This window comes from Alistipes intestinihominis (assembly GCF_040095975.1).
Taxonomy (GTDB): domain Bacteria; phylum Bacteroidota; class Bacteroidia; order Bacteroidales; family Rikenellaceae; genus Alistipes; species Alistipes senegalensis.
Genome location: NZ_JBBMFL010000007.1, coordinates 109766 through 130787 on the forward strand (window position 1 = coordinate 109766; position 21022 = coordinate 130787).

The 21022-nt window shown below is 56.3% G+C and carries 10 protein-coding genes; all 10 read left to right on the plus strand.

The genetic code is table 11. The annotated features are described in order from the left end of the window. Positions 1-38 precede the first annotated feature (38 nt). From WMO46_RS07750 to WMO46_RS07795, 10 genes are read left to right on the plus strand one after another with little or no spacing between them, the layout of a single operon-like run. The gene (locus WMO46_RS07750; protein WP_276760879.1) at positions 39-1049 is read left to right on the plus strand and encodes a GRP family sugar transporter; all 1011 of its coding nucleotides are present in this window, start codon (positions 39-41) and stop codon (positions 1047-1049) included. A 36-nt stretch (positions 1050-1085) separates the two neighbouring features. Next, positions 1086-2603: an ADP-ribosylglycohydrolase family protein gene (locus WMO46_RS07755; protein WP_349094130.1), complete on the plus strand. Its 1518-nt coding sequence runs from the start codon at positions 1086-1088 to the stop codon at positions 2601-2603. An 18-nt stretch (positions 2604-2621) separates the two neighbouring features. Beyond that, a complete protein-coding gene (locus WMO46_RS07760; RefSeq protein WP_349094131.1) occupies positions 2622-4370 on the plus strand; it encodes an ADP-ribosylglycohydrolase family protein in 1749 nt (582 codons plus the stop codon). A 44-nt stretch (positions 4371-4414) separates the two neighbouring features. Then, a complete protein-coding gene (locus WMO46_RS07765; RefSeq protein WP_349094132.1) occupies positions 4415-5977 on the plus strand; it encodes a glycoside hydrolase family protein in 1563 nt (520 codons plus the stop codon). A gap of 25 nt (positions 5978-6002) precedes the next feature. After that, complete coding sequence (locus tag WMO46_RS07770; RefSeq protein WP_349094133.1) at positions 6003-8267, plus strand: BACON domain-containing protein; 2265 nt, start codon at positions 6003-6005, stop codon at positions 8265-8267. A 30-nt stretch (positions 8268-8297) separates the two neighbouring features. Further along, positions 8298-11447, plus strand: coding sequence for a DUF4838 domain-containing protein (locus tag WMO46_RS07775; protein ID WP_349094134.1), 3150 nt, complete (start codon positions 8298-8300; stop codon positions 11445-11447). 31 nt (positions 11448-11478) lie between these two features. Further along, positions 11479-12870 carry a sulfatase family protein gene (locus WMO46_RS07780; RefSeq protein WP_349094135.1) on the plus strand — a complete coding sequence of 464 codons (1392 nt, stop codon included), beginning with the start codon at positions 11479-11481 and terminating at the stop codon, positions 12868-12870. 45 nt (positions 12871-12915) lie between these two features. Continuing rightward, on the plus strand, positions 12916-16035 hold the full coding sequence (locus WMO46_RS07785; RefSeq protein ID WP_349094136.1) for a SusC/RagA family TonB-linked outer membrane protein: 3120 nt from the start codon (positions 12916-12918) through the stop codon (positions 16033-16035). 12 nt (positions 16036-16047) lie between these two features. Beyond that, positions 16048-17901 carry a RagB/SusD family nutrient uptake outer membrane protein gene (locus WMO46_RS07790; protein ID WP_349094137.1) on the plus strand — a complete coding sequence of 618 codons (1854 nt, stop codon included), beginning with the start codon at positions 16048-16050 and terminating at the stop codon, positions 17899-17901. 18 nt (positions 17902-17919) lie between these two features. Next, positions 17920-21012, plus strand: coding sequence for a SusC/RagA family TonB-linked outer membrane protein (locus WMO46_RS07795; protein ID WP_349094138.1), 3093 nt, complete (start codon positions 17920-17922; stop codon positions 21010-21012). The last annotated feature ends 10 nt before the right edge of the window (positions 21013-21022 follow it).

The window sequence follows — 21022 nt, forward strand, 5'->3', positions numbered from 1 at the left end:
TGTCAACCAACAAATAAATCACTTAAAACTTCTGAATTATGTTTGTCGTTAACAGTTACGCCTTGGCCGTCATATTCTGCTTCGTTACGATGCTGTGTTGGGGATCGTGGGGTAATACCCAGAAACTGGCCGGAAAGACCTGGCGGTATGAACTCTTTTACTGGGACTATGTCATCGGCATGGTGCTTTTTTCGCTCTTGATCGGCCTGACGATGGGCAGTTTCGGCAGCGAGGGTCGTCCCTTCCTCGAAGACCTCGCACAGGCCGATCCGAAGGGTATCGGCAGCGTCATCCTCGGCGGTGTCATCTTCAATGCGTCGAACATCCTGCTTTCGGCTTCGGTGTCGCTGGCCGGTCTGGCCGTGGCCTTTCCGCTGGGCGTTGGGCTGGCGCTGGTGATCGGCGTGATCGTCAATTATATCGGTGCGCCGAAAGGCGATCCCGTAATTCTCTTTCTCGGTGTGGCGCTGATTGTGGCGGCCATTGTCTGCAACGGCATTGCCTCCGGCAAAATGAATGCCGGCAGGGAGCGCGGAGCCGACAACCGCAAAGGGATTCTGCTGGCGGTGCTGGCGGGTGTGCTGATGGCCTTCTTCTATCGTTTCGTGGCTGCGGCGATGGACCTCGACAATTTCAGCGATCCGACCGTCGGTATGCTGACGCCTTATTCGGCGATCTTCATCTTCTCAATCGGAGTGTTGCTGAGTAACTTTGTCTTCAACACTTACGTCATGAAGCGTCCGTTCGTCGGAACGCCCGTTGCCTATAAGGAATATTTCAAGGGTACGACCCCGACTCACCTGGTGGGCATGCTGGGAGGCGCAGTCTGGTGTCTGGGTACGGCATTCAGCTACATTGCGGCCGGCAAGGCCGGAGCTGCCATTTCCTATGCGCTGGGGCAGGGTGCACCTCTTATTGCCGCTGTTTGGGGCGTATTTATCTGGAAAGAGTTCAAGGGTGCCGGACGATCGGTAGGCTATCTGCTCGCGGCCATGTTTGCTCTCTTTATTGCCGGCCTGGGCTTCATTATCGCCGCCGGTGGAAACTAACTCTTCGATCTTAATCCTTTAATCCGTTTTATTCGCATGAAAATCAAACTGATTACGACCGTCCTGCTTTTCGCGTCGATTCTGGCCGCAGCCTCCTGCAATACCGATACGGCGACCAAAACGCTCACCCGCGAGCAGCTTTTGGACAAAATCAAGGGCGGCTGGGCCGCCCAGACCTTCGGCTGCACGTATGGCGGCCCGACGGAATTCCGGTATAACGGCTGTATGATCCCCGACAGCGTGGAGATCGTATGGCCCGACGGTTACTGCAAATGGTACTACGAAAATGAAGGCGGTCTCTACGACGATATTTACATGGACCTTACGTTTGTCGAGGTCTTTGACAAATACGATTTCGACGTGCCGGTGGATTCCTTGGCCAATGCCTTCGCCTATGCGGGCTATAAACTGTGGCACGCCAATCAGGCGGCACGCTACAACATTCTCAACGGGATTTCCGCTCCCGCGAGCGGCCATTGGAAAAACAACCCGCATGCCGACGACATCGATTTCCAGATCGAGGCCGATTTCGCGGGATTGATGGCTCCGGGTATGGTCAATTCGGCTTCGGAGATCTGCGACAAGGTAGGACATATCATGTGCTACGGCGACGGGTGGTACGGCGGCGTCTACGTGGCGGCACTTTATGCTTCGGCATTCGTATATGACGACATCCATACCGTTGTGACGGAAGCCTTGAAGGTAATTCCTGCCGGGAGCAATTACTACAAGTGCATGCAGGACGTGATCGCATGGTGCAGCGAGAATAGGGATTGGAAAACGACTTGGCAGCTGGTCGAGGACAAGTGGGCCGATGAGATCAACTGTCCGCAGGGTACCAAGGCACCGTTCAACATCGACGCCAAGCTCAATTCGGCCTATGTGGTGATGGGCCTGCTCTACGGCGACGGCGACATGGACCGCACGTTGGAGGTTTCGACCCGCTGCGGCGCCGATTCCGACTGCAATCCCGCCACGGCAGGCGGTATCCTGGGCACGATGCTCGGTTACAGCCGTATTTCCGAAAAGTGGCTTAAAAATATCCGTGAGGTCGAGGACCTGAATTTCGACCATACCGATATTTCGCTCAACAAGGTCTACCGGATGAGTTTCGACCATGCGTTGAAGATGATCGAGCGAAACGGCGGCACGGTCGATGGCGACAAGGTGGTTATCAAGATTCAGAAACCCGAACCCGTGCGTTTGGAGCAGAGCTTCGAGGGGCTGTCGCTCGTTGAAAAACGGAGCGTCAACTACAAGAATTTCAAGAAACTCTATACGTATGATTTCGATGGCTCGGCCATTGTTTGCAGGGGCAAGGTCAATTCGAAGAAAAACCTCTGTCCGAAGGACTATGTGGCGGAACTGGCCGTGACTATCGACGGTAATAAGGAGATCGTGCGCATGCCGGCCGATTTCGCCAGCCGCAAATTCGACATCTATTGGAATTATGATCTGCCGGAAGGCAAGCATACGATGACGATTCTGTGGCTCAATCCCATTGCGGAGGCCAATGTGGTCTTGCAAGATGTGGTCGTCTATACAACGAAATAACCCGATGGAGGGGTGGCGATGAAAAAGTATGCTCTCTGCCTTGCGATGCTTCTCTCTCTGGCGGCGCTCCTGCCTGCGCAGGGCGCTGTCCGGGAGAGGCGTATAGCATTGTCCGAATACGCCGACAAGGTCCGTGCGGCTTGGTTGGGAAAGATGGCCGGCGTAGGGTGGGGCATCACCACCGAATTCAGGTACAGCCACCGGCTGGTTCCCGATTCGATGATGCAGCCCTGGCGGCCGGAGATGGTCAACGAGGGGTACAATCAGGACGATCTCTATCTGTCGCTGCTCTCGCTCGAACTGCTCTGGGAGTACGGCCCGGAGATTACCTCCCGGCAGGCTTGTCTCGAACGGCTGAACCGGCAGTTCGAATACGGCGGACGCAATGCACTCGTCACGCAGGACGGCATCGCCCCTCCCGATCTGGGCCATCCGCACTATAAACCTACGTCGGACGGTTGTGGCTATACCTGCGGAGCCGATTATTCGGGCATCGCTGCTCCCGGTCTTCCGGCAGTTTCCGTGCGCTTCGCCGCGACGTTCGGTTCCGACCGCTGCTACGGCGACGGCCTTTACGGCGGGGTCTTCGTCGGGGCGATGTACTGCGAGGCGTTTTTCACGGAGGACCTGCACTGCATCGTCGACGCGGCATTGCGGTCGATCCCCGAACAGAGTCTGCTTGCTCAAGCAGTGCGCGACGTCGTTCGCTGGCACCGTCTTTATCCCGACGACTGGAAGCATACGTGGCGGCTCATCATGGACAAGTATTGGTGGAATGAAGAAAATAACTGGATTGCGTGGCCTTACGGCGGTGTGCGGAAGGGTATCAACCTCGATTCGAAGTCGATGGCGGCGATGAGCGTAATGGCGCTGCTCTACGGCGGCGGCGATCTGCACCGGACCATGCATATCGCTGTGCAGGGGTCTGAGGATTCGGACTGCAACGCCTCGATCGCGGCGGGCGTACTGCTCGCTTCGCGCGGCATGAAAGCCGTGGATGAGGAATTGCTTGCTGCGCTCGATCGCCGGCGGCGGTTCAAATACTTTGCACGGACCTTCGACGACATGGTCGCCCTTACGCTGGACGTGGCCCGACGAGTGATTCCCTCTTTCGGAGGCCGTATCGAGGAGCTCGACGGAGAGGAGTGGATCGTCGTTCCGGTTCGTGGCACAGACCTGCGGCGCACGGAATATCAGTCGTCGAAGACGCCCGGTCCGCTTACGGGAGCTCGTTATACGGCGGCGGAACTGGACCGTCTGGAACTGCTTACCGACCCCGGCTTCGAGAATGATGACCCCGCATGGAGTTTTTTCTCGGACCTGAGAAACAATCATATCCTTCCCGTGGAACGTGTAGGCCGTATCGAAGGTGTGGCCGAAAACCGGGCCCGGACGGGCTTCTGCAATGCCCTGCTTGGGTCGTGGTTCCGCAGCGGTTATCCGCGAGCCAATACGCGCCTGTTCTCCGGGGTCCGGCAGCTGGTCCGGGTCGCTCCGGAGCGTGAATATCGCCTGAGCTGCTTCGTGCGGACCGAGGGCGGAGGATTCGGCGGAAAAGGCGTTGTGCGGGTATTGACCCCCGGCGGCCGGGAGATGGCGTCGGTGACTTTCGGGGATAAACCCGAATGGACCCGGGTGGGACTCGGCGTGGCGAGCGGCGGCGAGGATTTGCTGGTCGTGGAGATCGGATTCCGGGGTGCTGAGGATCGGCACATGACGCTTCGCATCGACGACTGTTCGCTGAAAGCGAAACCGGCGGCCCGATAAGATCCAGTAGCCGGAGATTGATAGTATGATAAAATCGAATCAGTATGAGAAAACTCTGCTTTTTTACTGTAATCTGTCTTTTTGCGCTGCTCGGGGCCTGCGGAAAGGATGAGGAGAAAACCCGGACGGAGCCAGAAGGACCGGACGGGCCGGACATTCCTGTATCCGAATGGAGGTTGGCGGTTTATGACGACCCGAAGGGTTATCCCGGTGTGCCGCGCTCGACGGTCTACTCTGTGACACTCATTCAGGGAGACGAGCGGACGACCATTCCCGTATTCCAAAGCTCCTGTCCGGTCTATCAGGCTGGTTATATGGACATGACGCCGACCGATTCCTATCCGCTCGGGATTTTCAAGGGGCGGAGCATTAGTTGGGCGAATTTCTCGTTCCGCGGCCGGGTTGAAGTTGAGGTCCGGGTGCTTGACCGTCAGAAGGTGCCCTTTTTCGGCGGTGTCAAAGTGCTGCCTTCCCGTTACGGCGTCACGCCGTCGGTAGAGGGTGATGTGGTGCGTTTCACGCTCACGAAGCCCGGCCAATGTTCGGTGGAGGTCGGTTTCAACGGCTATAAAAACGGGCTGATGCTCTTCGCCGATCCGATGGAAGAAGATGCTCCTGCCTCGGACGATGCCGGGTATGCGGCACTCGAAAACGCCACGGCAGCCGATGTGGAAGCTGTCCCCATTTCGGCGACAGGGCTCTATTTCCGGCCCGGCGTGCATGATATCGGCGTTTATAAGGTCCCTGCCAATATCCGTAACATCTACCTTGAGGGCGGAGCATGGGTCTACGGTTCGATCATTATGGAGGGGCGTCCCGGTGTGCGGATTTTTGGCCGCGGCGTGTTGTCGCAGGGGCGTATGAAATATCGCGAGTCGCACATGATCGAGGCCACGGATGGCAGTGATGGCATCACCGTGGAGGGAATCACCCTTGCCGACAACAGATATTTCTCCGTGCGGCTTATCGGCAGGAACAACACCGTCCGTTGGACGAAGATCATCGGTGCCTGGACCTATAACTGCGACGGTATTTCGGCATTTGCAGGTTCCTCGGTTTCCAACTGTTTCGTCTGGGCGAACGACGACAATATCAAGGCCTACCGCGACAACATCACTTTCAGCGATATGGTGCTTTGGCAGCTGAACAACGGCGGTTGCATCCAGATGAGCTGGGGCGGTGCCACGGCGGCTGACGTGGCCATTCGGCGCGTGGACATCCTGCATGCCGAGTGGAACAACTCGGAGATCAACCGCGGGGTGCTGAGCTGCGTGGGGGACAAATATGAGGCGGGCAAGACGGGGTATCTGCGCAACTGGGTCATCGAGGACCTCGTGACCGAAACGGCCGTTCCGCTTGTATTCCGCATCTCGCCCCATCCGTTCAGCCCGTGTCCGATCCATGGCCTCACACTGCGCGACTGGAAAGTGCGGATGAATATCGAGACCGGCTTTAAGAATTACATCACCGGAAACGATTCGAAGGAGAAATTCGACGGTTTCGTTTTCGACAACGTGACGATCAACGGTACCCGTCTGACGGCAGCTAACTGGCTGTCAGCCGGTAATTTCGAGGTGGCGAACCTCGAAACGCCGGTGTTTGAATAACGAACCTAAAAACTACTGACCAGATATGAAAAGGTTTATTATGTTACTTTTCGTCCTCGCCGCGGGAGCGTTCTTCACGGGCTGCGACGACAAAGAGGACGATGCCGCCTCGAAATTCAACGTCCTGGCGGAACGGGTGAACAAAGACAACGCAGAGGCCATGAACGTTATCGTGATGGTCGAAGCCTCCTCCGATGTGGAATGGAAGGCTTCCGTACCTGAAGCCGACCGGAGCTGGCTGACCTTGGAGAAAGACAGCGGTATGGGCATCGGACGCATTATTTTTTCCCTCTCGGAAAACGAGACGATCGACACCCGTTCGACTTCGATTTCCGTTACGGGGCGTTCGACCCGCAGCGGACGGGAGTTTTCCGCTCCGGCGGTCGTCGTCACCCAGCTGGGTGCGGCGCCTTCGATCCTGATCGAACCTGCAGGTAGTGTCACTCTTCCGTCGGATGCCGTCGGGGCCTATACGATCGGAGTAACGGCCAATCTCGAATGGCGGACCGAGGTGGAGATTGTCTCCGGCGCTTCGGGATGGGCTTCCGTCGTCAGCCCTTCCGGACCCTTTACCGGTTCGGGACAGGCTGTGTTCTCGATTCTTGAAAATACGGACGGGGAGTCGCGTGCGGCTACGCTGCGTATTGTTTCCGTGGCAGATCCGGAGCTCTGCGCGGAGCTGACCGTCACACAACTGCGTGCCCCGGCCCGATACAATCTGACGATCGAGGGTATGGACGGAACGCTGCCGTTGGGTAACGCATCGCTGCTGATTGCTCCGGCCTCCGGGGAGAACCTGACTCGTTCGGGCAGTGTCGCTGTCATGGACTCGAACACCTCCATTAGCTATGATGAAGCGCTGCCGGCGGGTGAATATACCCTTGTCAGCGTGACGCCCGAAGACGGTAGTTCCATCTATCTCGGCGGGCGTTTCACCATCGGCGAGGAGAGTGTTTGCACGGAGATGGAACATTGGCATGCCGTTTTCGAGTCGTTCGGCGGCGAATCGGCCGAACGCCCCATCCGGATTGCCAAACCCGCACATCTGTCGGGACTTGCGGCGACGGTCAACGAGGGGGATGATTATGCGGGATTCTATTTCCTCCAAACGACCGATATTTCGCTGTCGGAGTTTAGTAATTGGGTCGGCATCGGCTCGGCGGCCTGCAAGTTCGCAGGCGTCTACGACGGCGGCGGAAAGAACGTCACCGGGCTTACCGTCGCCTCTTCCGGAGCGGAGAGCCTCGACGGTGTGACCTGCGGGCATGCACTCTTCCGCCATGTAGGCGGTATGGACGCCGATCACAAGGCCGAGATTCGGAATCTTTTCGTTTCCGGCACGGCGATGGGCACGGCAGGGTATGTGGCCGGTATCGTAAGCCGTTGTGCCGATTTCACGCTTATCAGCGGCTGCGAGAGTTCCGTGACTCTGAAAGGGGCTGCTTCGGGGCCGGGCAACATGGGCGGTATCGTTTCTGTTGTCGCCGGCGGCAACGTGACGATAGAGAATTGCGTGAACCGCGGCGAGATCACCGCCGAGGGCTCGGGAACCGTGAACAATGTCGGCGGTATCGCCGGACAGGCGGATGGCTCTTCAGAAGAGGCCCGCGTGCTGATCGCGGACTGCCGCAACTATGCCAAGATCACCTATCAGGGCAATTCGGGCGGTATTTTGGGAACGACGATGGGAAATATCGACATTGTGCGTTGTGCCAACTATGGGGAAATGGCGAAGACCGGTACCACGGTGGTCCGTATCGGCGGCGTGGTCGGCAGTTTCCAGGGCGATGCGACCCTCCGCGAGAGCTTCAATCTGGGACGTATCGACGGCTATCGCCAGACGGGCGGCGTAATCGGCTGGTGCATGAACACGGGTACCGTAGAGAATTGTTACAACCGTGCCGAGATCGTTGCTCAGGGTTCGACGGGTAATACCGGAGGTATCGTAGGAAATATCAATACGAAAGGCTTCGTCGTGAAGAATTGTTACAACACAGGCCAGTTTACTCAGTATCTTGCAACGGATGCCAACCGCTATGCGGCCATTGCCGGGTCCGGCGGATCGAATACCTCCGGGGTGGAGGGTTGTTACTACGAAGCGGACAAGGGGATGATCGGCGGTCTGGGCCGGGGGCAAAAGAATCCGGCAGTGGATGTTGCCGGACAGTCCGAACAGGAAGATGCCGTGTGGTTCATTTCGGGGACGCCTATTGTCGGTTGGGACGCTTCCGTGTGGACTTTCTCTGCCGGGGCTTATCCGACGCTGACCGATAATCCCGAAAGACCGTAAACCGATTCCTCACTCCCGATTTCCGAACCGATGAAACCTAATCGCGTTTTCCGCTCCGGCTTTCTCCCGTTCCTGCTCGTTCTGGCATTTTGCTGCCTGACGGGCGGGAACGGCATGGCCGCGCCCCGGACCTTCTGGGTCGATTCCCGGATGGGTGACGACCTGCAGAACGGAACTTCGCCGCGCTGCGCCTGGCGGACGCTCGAACGGCTTTCGTGTTGCAGCTTACAGCCGGGTGATGTCGTGTCGTTTGCCCGGGGCAGCCGATTCGATGGGTGCCTTGACGTACATGCGTCGGGGAGTGCTGTGGCTCCGATCCGTTTTACGAGTTATGGCTGCAAACACCTTCCCGCACCCCTGTTCACCAATTCGGATACTGCCGGTTTCGGGAATTGCATCCGCCTGCGGGGGGATTATCTCCACGTCGGACAATTGGCCTTTGCGCATACGCTTGCGGAGATTCCGCAGCAGCATCGTATCGCTTCCTTTACCGATATGTGGCAGCTGGGGGCCGTCGTGATAGACTCTTCTGCGCGCCATTGTGTCATCCGCGGCTGCGAATTCACCGACTGCGGCGTGGGTATCAAAAGTAACGGGGAGTATACCCTTATCGAGGGGAACCACCTGCACGACTGTACGCGCGTACTCAAACAGTGGAGTTGGGGCCCTATCGCCATCTGGCTCGGTGCGGACCATCAGGAAGTGCGTTACAATGTCATTCGTAACTACCGGGCGGAGGATGCTTCGATTGTTTGGAAAACCGCGGGGCTGCTGGGAGCCGACGGCGGTGCCGTCGAGATTGACGATGGACGTACGCCTAAGCATGATATTGCAATACATCATAATTTCTCGCAGGGGAATCAGGGTTTCCTCGAAGTGACTTACAAGGATGTCGTTACGGCGCCGGATTACGGTGGATTGCACATCTACGACAACATCAGCGACGATTACCAGTCGTTCGCGCTGCTGTGGCATGGCCGGGACTGCTTGTTCGAGCATAACACGATCATCCGCCGCAAACGCAACGGGAACGAGCAGGGGGTATTCCGCATCATGCAGACGGCATCGGCGAATACCGTGTGGCGAAACCTGATTGTAACCGCAGACAGCGTGGTAGTCAGCCGCAACCGTCCCGGAGCCGGGACCGAACTCCGCGATAACTGCTACTGCCCGCTTGGGGGGCGCCTTCGCCCGGGGCGTGAACGGGAATCCGGAAAGCCGTTGACGGCATCTCTTGCAACACTTCCCGCTGGTTATGGAGCCCGTTCTACGGATGGACGGAGCCTTTGGTTCGACCGGCTCTGCGATGCGGCTGCTCTGACTTCCTGTGAATCGACAGATCCCGGTATGCCTGCCATTCCGGAGGACGAATCCGTCTGTGTCGTTCTCGCCCGCCACGGCAAGATGGCCGTCACGTTCGAAAATCTTGCTCCGCAGGATACGACAGTTGTTTATGCGTGTGAACAACTCAAAACCTACCTTACGCGGATGAGCGGGGCGGATACGGTCGCCTCGGCAGTTGCCGGTAAGATCGTTTTGGCGGCAGGCGGCATTTCCAAAGGTCAAAATTCCCCTCCCCTCGCGAATCCGGGGACCGGAGATAGTTACTCCATAACCGTCAGCGGCGGCGATATCCTGCTTTGGGGCGAATCGCCCCGGGCCTTGCTTTGTGCCGTTTACGGTCTGTTGGAGCGCTTGGGATGTTGCTGGCTGGCACCTGACTACGACTTCTATGAAGGTGCGGCCGAGGTGGTTCCGGAGACGAAAGCCTTGGTCTATTCCGGTCCAGAGCGGGTTGTGGTGAAGCCGGTGCTGCCCAGCCGTAAGATTTATGTCGAGGAGGGGCTTTCGCATGATGAGCGAAATCTCCGTCAACTGGTGGAGTGGATGCCCAAGGCGGGTTACAATACGCTGGTGGTGCCGATCGACTATCAGGGCAAGGGGCGCGTGATGTGGGATAAGATGCGCAGCTTTCTCATGCCGGAGCTTCGCAGGCGCAGCATAACGCTCGAAGTCGGCGGCCACGGCTATCAGAATTTTCTGAACGCTTCGTCCGACGGCGGTGCACTGTTCGGCGCACACCCCGAATGGTTCGGTATGGACGAGCAGGGGGAACGCCGCCGCGAACCGCGTTATGTGATCTGTACGTCGCAGTCCCGGGCCGTGGAGTACCTGATCGACTCCGTTAAAGGTTATCTGCGGGCGCATCCCGAAATTGATACTTTTGCATTCTGGCCGCCCGACGGTGCAAAATGGTGCCGTTGTGAAGCCTGCCGGGCGTTCGGCTCCGATTCGGAAAAGCATGTCCGGCTGGTCAACCGTGTGGCCGAAGCGCTGCGGGAGGAGTTTCCGCATCTTCGCGTAGAGTGTCTCGCTTATGAGGTGTATCTCGATCCTGCCCGTAAAAACGTTCTTTCACCGGCTGTAATGGTCGATTTCTGTCCCATTGATCAATGTTTCGAAACGCAGATCGACGACGCGGCGAATCCGAAGAACCGAATGTATGTCACGGCTTTTCGACAGTGGCGTGACCGTTTCGACGGACAGATCAACCTTTATTCCTATTATCGCAAATACGCCTGGCGGAGTCTTCCGCTGGTGCTACCGCATTATATCGCCGATGATGTGAGGTGGTATGCGGCCAACGGTGCGTCGGGAGTGAGCATCTACGGTGAACCCGGCGACTGGGCCGCCTACGAGGTCAACCATTACTTACTGGCGCGTGTTGCTGCAAATCCGGCACTCGACGTTGATTCGCTACTGTGCGGCTTTACGCAGGCGCGTTACGGCCGTCATGCGGCATTTGCGCGCGAAGTTCTCGACCTCTTCGAACGGCTTCCGCGGTGCGGAGCCGCTATTCCCAATACGACACTCAAAACCGTCGCCGAATACGACGGCTGGCTTGCCGAAATTGACGCGGTTGCTGCCGGGCTTGCCCGGAGAATACGCGGGAACGACACTTATTCCCGTGCCTTGAGACGTTTATCCCTGTCGCTGGAATACTTGCGCGATGAATTCACTCTTTGCCGGCTGCGTGCGGCGGGTGGTTCCGCGAAGGATGCCCAGGATATGATTGACCGGATGGTCCGCTGGGCCGATTCCTGTGCGGATCGGGGTGTGGTGGTTACTCGCAACTTTACCGCTTCGCGTCTCGGGTGGCGTCATGGGATAAAACGCTGATTATAAAATAAAACCAACAATTACGACCGATATGAATTCAAGTTTGTTTACTCCGGTTTCATCCTGTCTGCTGCTCTGTACGTCGCAGGCCGGCATGCCGTGCCGTGCTGCCGACCTTCCCGGGCGGAACGATCCGCGTCCCAACGTCGTCCTGATCTATGTTGACGATATGGGGTACGGTGATCTGAGCTGTTATGGTCATCCCACCATCCGAACTCCGCACATTGACCGCTTGGCGGCCGAAGGGGTGAAGATGAATTCTTTCTATGCGCCTGCGGCGGTGTCATCGCCTTCACGGGCGGGACTGCTCACGGCGCGCTATCCGGTGCGTTCAGGTATGTATGGCGACCGTGAGAGCGTGCTTTTTCCCGATACTCCGCGGGGACTTCCTGAAGAGGAGGTCACCCTCGCCGATGTGATGCGTGAAGCGGGTTACGCGACGGCACTCATCGGCAAGTGGCATCAGGGACATGCGCATCCTTACCTGCCCGACGACAACGGGTTCGACTATTTCTATGGTCTCTATTCGCCCAACAATTACCGGACGCTTCCTTTCATGGAGAACGAGACTGTGCTTCAGGAACATGCCGACCGGCCCAATCTAACGCAGATGTATACCGAACGGGCCCGGGAATATATCCGGGAACACCGCGACGAACCTTTCTTTCTTTTCTTGTCGCATGCCTATCCGCATCTGCCGGTCATGGCTTCGAAGCAGTTCGAGCATGCCAGCCGCGCCGGACGCTACGGCGATGCTGTGGAGGAGCTCGATTGGAGTGTGGGCGAGGTAATGAAATGTCTGCGCGAGAACGGTTTGGACGAGAATACGCTGGTGATCTTTACCAGCGATAACGGTCCGGCCATCAAATTCACGCCCAACAATGGCGGCAGCGCAGGCCACCTGCGCGGCGGCAAGGGCAGTGGCTGGGAAGGAGGATTCCGCGTACCGGGGATTTTCCGTTTCCCGGCAGATATTCCGGCCGGAAGTGTCTGCATGGAGATCGGCACCCAGCTCGACTTACTGCCGACCATTGCTTCGCTGTGCGGTGCAAAAGTTCCGGAGGACCGCCCTATCGACGGAGTGGATCTGATGCCGATGCTGACCGGAAAGCAGCAGTCCGTCCGCAGTGAATTCGCTTATTACCGGGGCAGCCGTCTGGCAGCTTTGCGTAAGGGCCGGCACAAGGCGATCTTCGAAGTGCCGGGTGATTGGTATACCCAGACGCCTTATTTGCAGGATACGGCTCGGGTCGAATTGCTGATCTTCGACCTGGACCTGGACCCGGGTGAGAAACGGAACATCGCTCCTAAGCGTCCGGAACTGGTGGAGAAGTTCATGCAGCTGCGCCGGAAATACATGCGTGAGGTGAATGTCGCACCCTCGATCAATGACGAACGTCCGTTCGGGTCGCACAATACCTGAAGCGGCGTGTTTCACGGAAACTACAAACCAAAAAATAAATGAACCATGGTAAAATTTACGAAAGCTGCTTTACGTGTCGCTTTTCTGTCGTTGCTGATGGTCCTGCCGTTGTGGGCGGGGGCGCAGGAAGGGCCGTTGTTCAAGGTGACAGGCAAAGTTACCGATAATGCGGGAGAACCGGTTATCGGCGCATCAGTGGTTGTGGTCGGTACTACGCGGGGCGTCTCTACGGACCTGCTTGGCGCCTATACGATCGAGGTCAGGCGCGGCGAGTCGCTGCGGTTCAGCTATCTCGGAATGACCGATCAGACGATCGCCGTACATGCCCAAAAGACCATCGATGTCACGCTTCAATCCGAGGCTCTCAATGTCGAGCAGGTCGTAGTGGTCGGTTACGGCGTGCAGAAAAAAGAGAGCGTGGTAGGCGCCATCACCCAGGTCAAGGGCGAACGACTTCAAAGCACGGGCGGCATGACATCGCTTTCGAGCGCCTTGAACGGACTGGTTCCGGGACTCACGGCCCTTTCGTCGAGCGGCAAACCGGGCGAAGAGGAGGCGCAGATTCTCATCCGCGGCATGTCGTCGTGGACCAGTTCGGCACCGTTGATTCTGGTGGATGGCATTGAGCGCCGCATGGAGGATGTAGACGTGAACGAGATCGAGTCGATGTCGGTGCTGAAGGACGCTTCGGCTACGGCAGTTTACGGCGTGCGGGGCGGCAACGGTGTCATCCTCATCACGACCAAGCGCGGCGTGGAAGGAAAGATGAGCCTGAACGTCTACGCACATACCACGCTGAAAACCATTTCGAAGATCCCGACGCTGCTCTCTTCCTATGAGGGGCGCGTGGCGCGGAACTTCGCCGTTGAAAATGCGTTGGGAGCCAAACCCGAGTTGTGGTCCTATATTACGACGATGAACGAACTGAAAAAATTCCGTTCGGGTTCCGATCCCTACCTCTATCCCAATGTGGACTGGCAGAACGAGACGCTCAAAAAGTTCGCCTGGTCGCACAAAGCCGGTGTGGATATCAGCGGCGGTACCAAATTCGTGAAATATTACGGATTCCTTTCGTATCTCTACGACGGAGATATTCTCCGCGGCCGGGATTTCGGGCAGGGATATGTTCCCAAGAACGATTTTCAACGTATCAATGTACGCAGTAATTTCGACTTTCAGATAACCCCTTCGACAGTGGTCAGTGCCGATATCGACGTGGTCGTCGGGCAGGAGCGCACCGTGGGCGCCAATGCCACCACTTTGTGGAAGGGCGTATGGCGCAAGGCTCCCGACGAATATCCGGTCCGTTACGAGGACGGTACTTTCGGCAACGACAAGGCCAAGACCGATACGGAAAACACCGTGGAGGTGCTCAACTATTCGGGGCAGAACGTGGAGGTGCGGACCGATGCCAACGCTTCGCTCAAGCTTAAACAGAATCTGGGTATGTTGGTGAAGGGGCTTTCGCTCAACGCCATCGCCAATTTCCGCAACTATTACACCTCCACGGGACCCAGTATTTCGGGGGATCGTGCGCTGACCAAGTACGTTGATCCGCGTACGGGAGCCGTTACATGGAACTATCCGGGAACTTACAACAGTGCTACCCACGGGTTCGATTACTATCCCAATCAGGTGAAAGTAAGCACCTCGACAGCCGATAAGCAAGTCTATCAAGATCAGCTCTATCAGGTTTCGCTCAACTTCAAACGTACTTTCGGCGAGGGGCATGACGTGACGGGGCTGTTGCTTTTCAAACGCCAGCAGTATGCCAAGGGCAGTGCATTCGCTTCGTACCGCGAGGAGTGGGCGGCGCGTGTGACCTACGGATTCAAAAACCGTTATCTGTTCGAGGCTAACGGCGCTTACAACGGTTCGGAGAAATTCGGTCCGGGCAACAAGTTCGGGTTCTTTCCTTCGGTGGCCGGCGGCTGGGTCATTTCGAATGAAAAGTTCTTTCGGGAACGCGTGAAATTCGTTGATTTCCTGAAAGTACGTTATTCATGGGGTATCGTTGGCAGCGACGAGGGTATCGCCAAATGGCTTTATTCGACCCAGTGGGCCAAAAAGAACAACGAAGGCGTTTTTGGCTATCCGATCGGACAGGCTCCGAATTTTTCGAGCGCTGAAGTGAAGGTGATCGGAAATCCCGACGCCCAGTGGGAGACCGCTTATAAGAACGATGTCGCTTTGGAAACCACGTTGTTCAACGGCATGTGGAAACTCGGATTTGACTATTACTGGGGCCGCCGTACCAATATCTTCATCAGCGGGGATCAGCGGGCCGTACCGCCCTGGTTCGGTGCGTCCGCAGTCTCGGCCAATATCGGCGAGACCAAAAACAGCGGTTGGGAGTTGGAAACCACGGTTCGCGGCAACATAGGCACGGACTGGTCGTATCAGGTCGGAGGTTCCGTCTCCTATGCCAAAAACGAGGTTGTTTTCCGCGAAGATCCCGAACTGGCGCCCGATTATCAGAAAAAGGCTGGCAAGCCGATCAACCAGCCTACGGGAATTCCCGGAACGGGTATCATCCAGAGTTGGGACGACATCTATACTCATGTGGGTGTGGACAATATGACCGGGTACGTGCCGGGCAACTACGCCCTGCTGGACTATAACGGCGACGGTGTGGTGGATGGTCAGGACAATGTCCCCTGCGATTACAACCACTATCCGCTTTATTCGTTCTCTCTCAACCTTTTCGTAGGCTGGAAGAATCTCTCTCTTTCGGCGCTGCTGGTGGGGCAGACTGACGTTTCGCGTCAGAATACCTATGAAGAGTTCCCCTCGCCCTCTTATTCGACGGCCATCGACCGCGATACGTGGGAGAATATGTGGATTCCCGGTTATAACGACAGCGGTTCGATCCGACATATATCGTTCATGAATTCGAACCGTTCGCTCTATGCATCGCAACTCCAACGTGCGGACGGAACCCTGTGGCGGCTGCAATCGGCCGAGCTGAGCTATACTTTCAACGGGCCTAAACTCAAAAAGACTGGCATCCAGTCGATCCGTCTCTATCTGGCCGGCAACAACCTCTGGCTTTACTCCCACATGAGCGACGACCGCGAGGCCAATGCCACCCGTGCCAAGGAGAGCCATTCCGCCCAGTATCCCAAACTGAAACGCTACACGTTCGGTGTAAACATCAAATTTTAAAGGAGAAGGACCATGAAAAAGATACTATTACTGTTGCTTGCTGCCCCGCTGCTCTTTTCCTGCGAGGATTATTTGGAGCGGACGCAGAAATCGGACTTGGACGAAGAGCAGATTTTCGGCAGTTACCAGAATTTTACGGGATTCATCGACAATCTCTACGGGAAAAAACTCGTGCGTTATATCGACCAGGCTAATTGTGCGTGCCTCGATATGGGCGACGACGTTTATGGCTCGAAGGATTTCATCGCTTCGCAGACCTTTCCGCAGGGTAATTACTGGTGGATCTGGACCAATACGTGGCAGAATATGATTACCGAATCCTCGTCCGGCGGCAACTACGGTTTCTGGAACGGCTGGGAACAGATCCGTATCTGCAACCAGGGTTTCAAGAATCTGCACCTGTTGGTGGGCGCCACCGACGAACAGGTCCGGCTCATCAAGGGACAGCTCCATTTCTTCCGGGCCTGGTACCATTTCGAACTTGCCCGCCTTTGGGGAGGGCTTCCCTATATCGACCGTTTTTTGGAGCCGAGCGACAACATGCGCTTTCCGCGACTGTCGTTCAAGGAGACGCTTCTGCGTATTATCGACGATCTGAACGAGGCTGCGGAGTGTCTGCCCGTCGATTGGAATCAGACCCAGCAGGGGATTGCAGCTCCCGACGCCTATCAGGGGCGTGCGACCCGGGGCGCGGCGCTTGCGCTCAAAGCGCGAGCCTATCTTTATGCTGCGAGTCCGCTTACGACCCGCATCGAAAAAGGGGTGGCTGAATATGATCCTGAATTGTGTGAAGAGGCTGCCAAAGCCGCTTATGAGGTCATCAAGCTGGCCGATCAGGGTGTTTACAAACTGGTGGAGTGGAAGGATTATTCCAAAAATTTCATCAATAATACGACGGAGCAGCGTGTGGTTTACACCAAGGAGTATATTTGGTTCAAACTCACCACAGCACGCGGCAATAGTCAGTTGGTGCGTATCGGCAATATCCATAATTCGCAGCGTTTCGAGGGTAAGGGGCAGGTGACAGCAGCCACGCAGAACATGGTGGATATGTACGAAACGAAGAAAGGGCTTCCGATCGACGATCCCGACAGCGAGTACGATCCCATGAATCCGTGGGCCGACCGCGATCCGCGTCTGTTGCAGACAATTTTGGTCGACGGTGTCAAGTGGGTGGCTACAAGCAATATATCACCTGCGGCAGATGCCTATGTGCAGCTTTATTCGACGGGCGGCTCGGGTGCCGGGAACGGCAAGGACATGAATTCCGGTTCAGGATCACTGACCGGATACCTGATCCGCAAATACATTCCCTACAAGGCTAATAAGTTTGATAAACAGACCGCGAACTACCAGTTCGGCATTCCTTATATCCGGCTTGCCGAGATGTACCTGATTTATGCCGAAGCAATCAACGAAGTCTGTCCATCGCCGACTGCTGTTCCTTCTTGGGCGCCCCTAAGCGCTGTTGAGGCTGTGAACATCGTCCGCCGCCGTGTGAAACTGCCTATCGACGAGGATGTCGCCAAGCCCTGTGAACTCTATACCTACGGCGGCGAATCGCTGCCCGACGTGGCCGCGAAATTCACGGCCGACCGCGAGACCTTCCGCAAGCGGATCTGGAATGAACGTTCCGTGGAACTGGCTTACGAGGGACACCGCTGGTACGACATTCGCCGTTGGTACGTGGCGCACCTGCCCGAATACAAGATCCGCTACAAGGGCGTATTCGACAAGCAGCACACGTATTTCAGAAAAGAAGTGGTTTGCAACGGCGTATTCGATCAGAAGCACTACTGGCTTCCCTTCAAACGCACCGATGTACAGCAGTATGAAGGCTTTACGCAGAATCCGGGTTGGAACTAACATTTAACGCGAAAAGTTATGAAAATCAAGATTATAATCATGTGTTTCCTTTTGCTGGCGTCAGGCCTTTTCCAGCCTGTATCGGCCCAACGGAAGCAGCGGAAACAGCAACCGATACAGATCACGCTCTCGTCGAGAATCGTCGGGGCGGGGGGACAGCCGGTCGTCGGAGCCCTCGTCTACACCAACGAAGGCAAGACTGTCTCCCGGAGCGACCGGTCCGGGGCCTTTGCCGTGAAGGCGGAGCCGCAGGAAATGGTGCTTATCGAGGCTGACGGGTACGAACCGATGACGGTTGCGGCTGCCGACATCAACAAAGGTTCCGTCATGCTCTCTGCCAGTGCTTACCAATCCGGAAAAAGCGATGAAGTGGATGTGCCGTTCGTGCCCCTCAAACGTCGCAATGTCATTGGCGCCGTGGATCAGGTGAATGTCGACAAACTCCGCGACACCTACTATGCCGACGATTGGCTGAGCTATCTCCAGACCTCCGGAACCGGTATTTTCGATGCCGCCAATATCCGTTATGCGGGTAACGTGGTCGTGATCGACGGCATGATGAAGGGAGACGAAGGGCTTTCGTTCGCCGACTATCTTTCTCCCGACGAGATCGAGTCGATCAGCGTGCTGAAGGATGCCTCGTCGCGGATTCTCTACGGAGGCACCGGCCAGGGCGTCATCAACATCCGCACCAAGCGCGGTACGCCGCTGAAGAACTACCTGAACGTGCGTTATGAGTATTCGCTGGCGCGGCCGATCAAATATCCCGATTATATGGGGGCCGCCGACTATATGACCCTCTATAATGAGGCGCGTCGCAACGACGGACTGACGGATCGTTACGACGGGATGACGATTCAGAATACACGGATCGGATTCGACCCTGTGCAGTATCCCGACGTGGATTTTTACAACCGTGATTTCCTGCGTAACGTGAAACAGTCGCACAAGGCGGCCGTCGAAGTAGGCGGTGGCAACCGGATCGCATCGTACTATTTCTTGTTGGGTTACGACTATGACAAGTCGTTGCAAAAACTGGGCGAAGCGGCCGACGAGGGCGACAATACGTTCCGTGCTCGTGGTAACGTGGATGTGAAGATCACCGACTACCTGCGTGCCAAGGTCGATATGACCGTCGTGCTCAACAGCAATTACGTTTCCAAGGGTGATTTCTGGTCGATGGCCTCCACGCGGCGTCCCAACCAGTTTGCGTTCCTGATTCCGATCGACCGGGTTGCAGCCGGGGATATGGACCTGGTGGAAGAGGCCCGCCAACAAAAATCGCTTATCGACGGCAAATATCTGCTTGCCGGAGACCATGTCTACACCACTAATGTTTACGGCGATAAGGTGCTTGCTGGTTACGACAAGCTCACGAATCGGGCGGCCAATGTCAACATCGGCTTCGACGTGGACCTGAAAGGTGTCACGCCGGGCCTGACGTTCAGTACCTATGGTGGTATCGACAACAACAATGTCTACATGATTTCGCAGACCAACAAGTATGCGGTCTATACTCCTTTGTTCGAGATCAGCACGACGAGCGACGTGGACCGGATTCACCTGACCAAGCAGGGCGAGAACAATTTCGTCGGGGCGCAGTCCATCGGTAAGGTGGACATGAACCGCAAGATCGCTTGGTACAACGTGCTCAATTACAGCCGGGTCTTCGGCGGCGAACACGATGTGAACGTTACGGCTACGCACCGCATGAGCAGTTATGTGACCCAAGGGCAGATCTATTCCAAAAAACAACTGGACTATGCCCTGCGTGCGAATTACATGTACCGGAATCGCTACATCGCGGAGGTGGGCCTCGCGGCTATCGCTTCGCCCTTCCTTCCGGCCGATCACCGTTGGGGCGTGGCCAGCAGCTATGCGTTGGGGTGGATCGTTTCCGAGGAGAAGTTCATGCGCAACAGCGGTATTGATTTCCTGAAAATAAAGGCGAGCTTCTCCAACCTCAAATCCGATCCCACCGACTACAACCTTTCGCGCGATACTTACAAAATCGGTAATAAGCACACTTACAACGACGGTTCGAACAGCAATAACTTCCTGCCCGTCGTGCTGGGAAATCCCAATCTGACGTTTGCCGACGTCTATGAGTTGAATGCCGGTTTCGAAATGGCTCTGCTGAAACGTTCGCTCTATGCTGAAGTGAACTATTTTCAGCGTCGCAAGACGGGGCTGATCGCCCGGACCGTCAATGAGTATATGGGTGTCGTCGGCGGCAGTGATTTCATCATGAGCCGCAATTATGGTATATCCGAAGGGCGCGGTTTCGAAATCTCGCTCGCTTACAACAAGCGTTTCGATCCTGACTGGTCATTGTCGGTCAAGGCCGGTATGGTCTATTACAGCGCCAAGAATATGAAAATCGACGAACTGAATTACGGCCCTGGATTGGAGTATAACCAGAAGACGGACAAGAGCCTCTCCGCATTGTGGGGATACGTTGCCGACGGATTCTACACGCAGGAGGAGATAGACCGGATCAATGATCCCGCCGACAAGACACTTGCCAAACCCTCTTTCGGTACGGTGCGGGCCGGTGATCTGAAATATCGCGACTTGAACAGTGACGGCGTGATCAACGACCGCGACCAGAAGGTGATCGGTGATTCGCGCAGTACTTGTGATTACCGCTTCGCGCTGACGCTGCGCTGGCGCAATTTCTCGTTCTACGCCCAGATGCGTGCGCAAACCGGCGGTTCGCAGTTCCTTTCGGGCGATTACTACCGGGTCAGCGGCGAGATGAAATACCCCTCTTACTTGATGAAAGCACGCTGGGCCTACGATCCCGAACGCGGTATCGACACCCGTTCGACGGCGACTTATCCCCGGTTATCGACCACGGGCAACGTGCACAATTTCCAGAATTCGACCTTCTGGGTTTCGGCAACCGGTTTCTTCAAGATCCCTGTCGTGCAGTTGACCTATCACTTGAGCGAACGTGTCGCCCGCAAGATCGGCATGAAGAGCCCGAACGTCTATTTCCGGGCGAACAACTTGTTGACGCTCGCTCCTGAAAAGGAGAAACTGTTGTTGAATATCGGGGCCGAACCTGCCTACACCTGGTTCGCTCTGGGATTTAAGGCTAATTTTTAAATTTCAGCAC

Excerpts from the sequence above, each read along its gene's own strand:
- WMO46_RS07770 (WP_349094133.1), top strand. The coding sequence starts at position 6,003 with ATGAAAAGGTTTATTATGTTACTTTTCGTCCTCGCCGCGGGAGCGTTC.
- WMO46_RS07775 (WP_349094134.1), top strand. The coding sequence starts at position 8,298 with ATGAAACCTAATCGCGTTTTCCGCTCCGGCTTTCTCCCGTTCCTGCTC.
- WMO46_RS07780 (WP_349094135.1), top strand. The coding sequence starts at position 11,479 with ATGAATTCAAGTTTGTTTACTCCGGTTTCATCCTGTCTGCTGCTCTGT.
- WMO46_RS07785 (WP_349094136.1), top strand. The coding sequence starts at position 12,916 with ATGGTAAAATTTACGAAAGCTGCTTTACGTGTCGCTTTTCTGTCGTTG.
- WMO46_RS07760 (WP_349094131.1), top strand. The coding sequence starts at position 2,622 with ATGAAAAAGTATGCTCTCTGCCTTGCGATGCTTCTCTCTCTGGCGGCG.
- WMO46_RS07755 (WP_349094130.1), top strand. The coding sequence starts at position 1,086 with ATGAAAATCAAACTGATTACGACCGTCCTGCTTTTCGCGTCGATTCTG.
- WMO46_RS07765 (WP_349094132.1), top strand. The coding sequence starts at position 4,415 with ATGAGAAAACTCTGCTTTTTTACTGTAATCTGTCTTTTTGCGCTGCTC.
- WMO46_RS07750 (WP_276760879.1), top strand. The coding sequence starts at position 39 with ATGTTTGTCGTTAACAGTTACGCCTTGGCCGTCATATTCTGCTTCGTT.
- WMO46_RS07790 (WP_349094137.1), top strand. The coding sequence starts at position 16,048 with ATGAAAAAGATACTATTACTGTTGCTTGCTGCCCCGCTGCTCTTTTCC.
- WMO46_RS07795 (WP_349094138.1), top strand. The coding sequence starts at position 17,920 with ATGAAAATCAAGATTATAATCATGTGTTTCCTTTTGCTGGCGTCAGGC.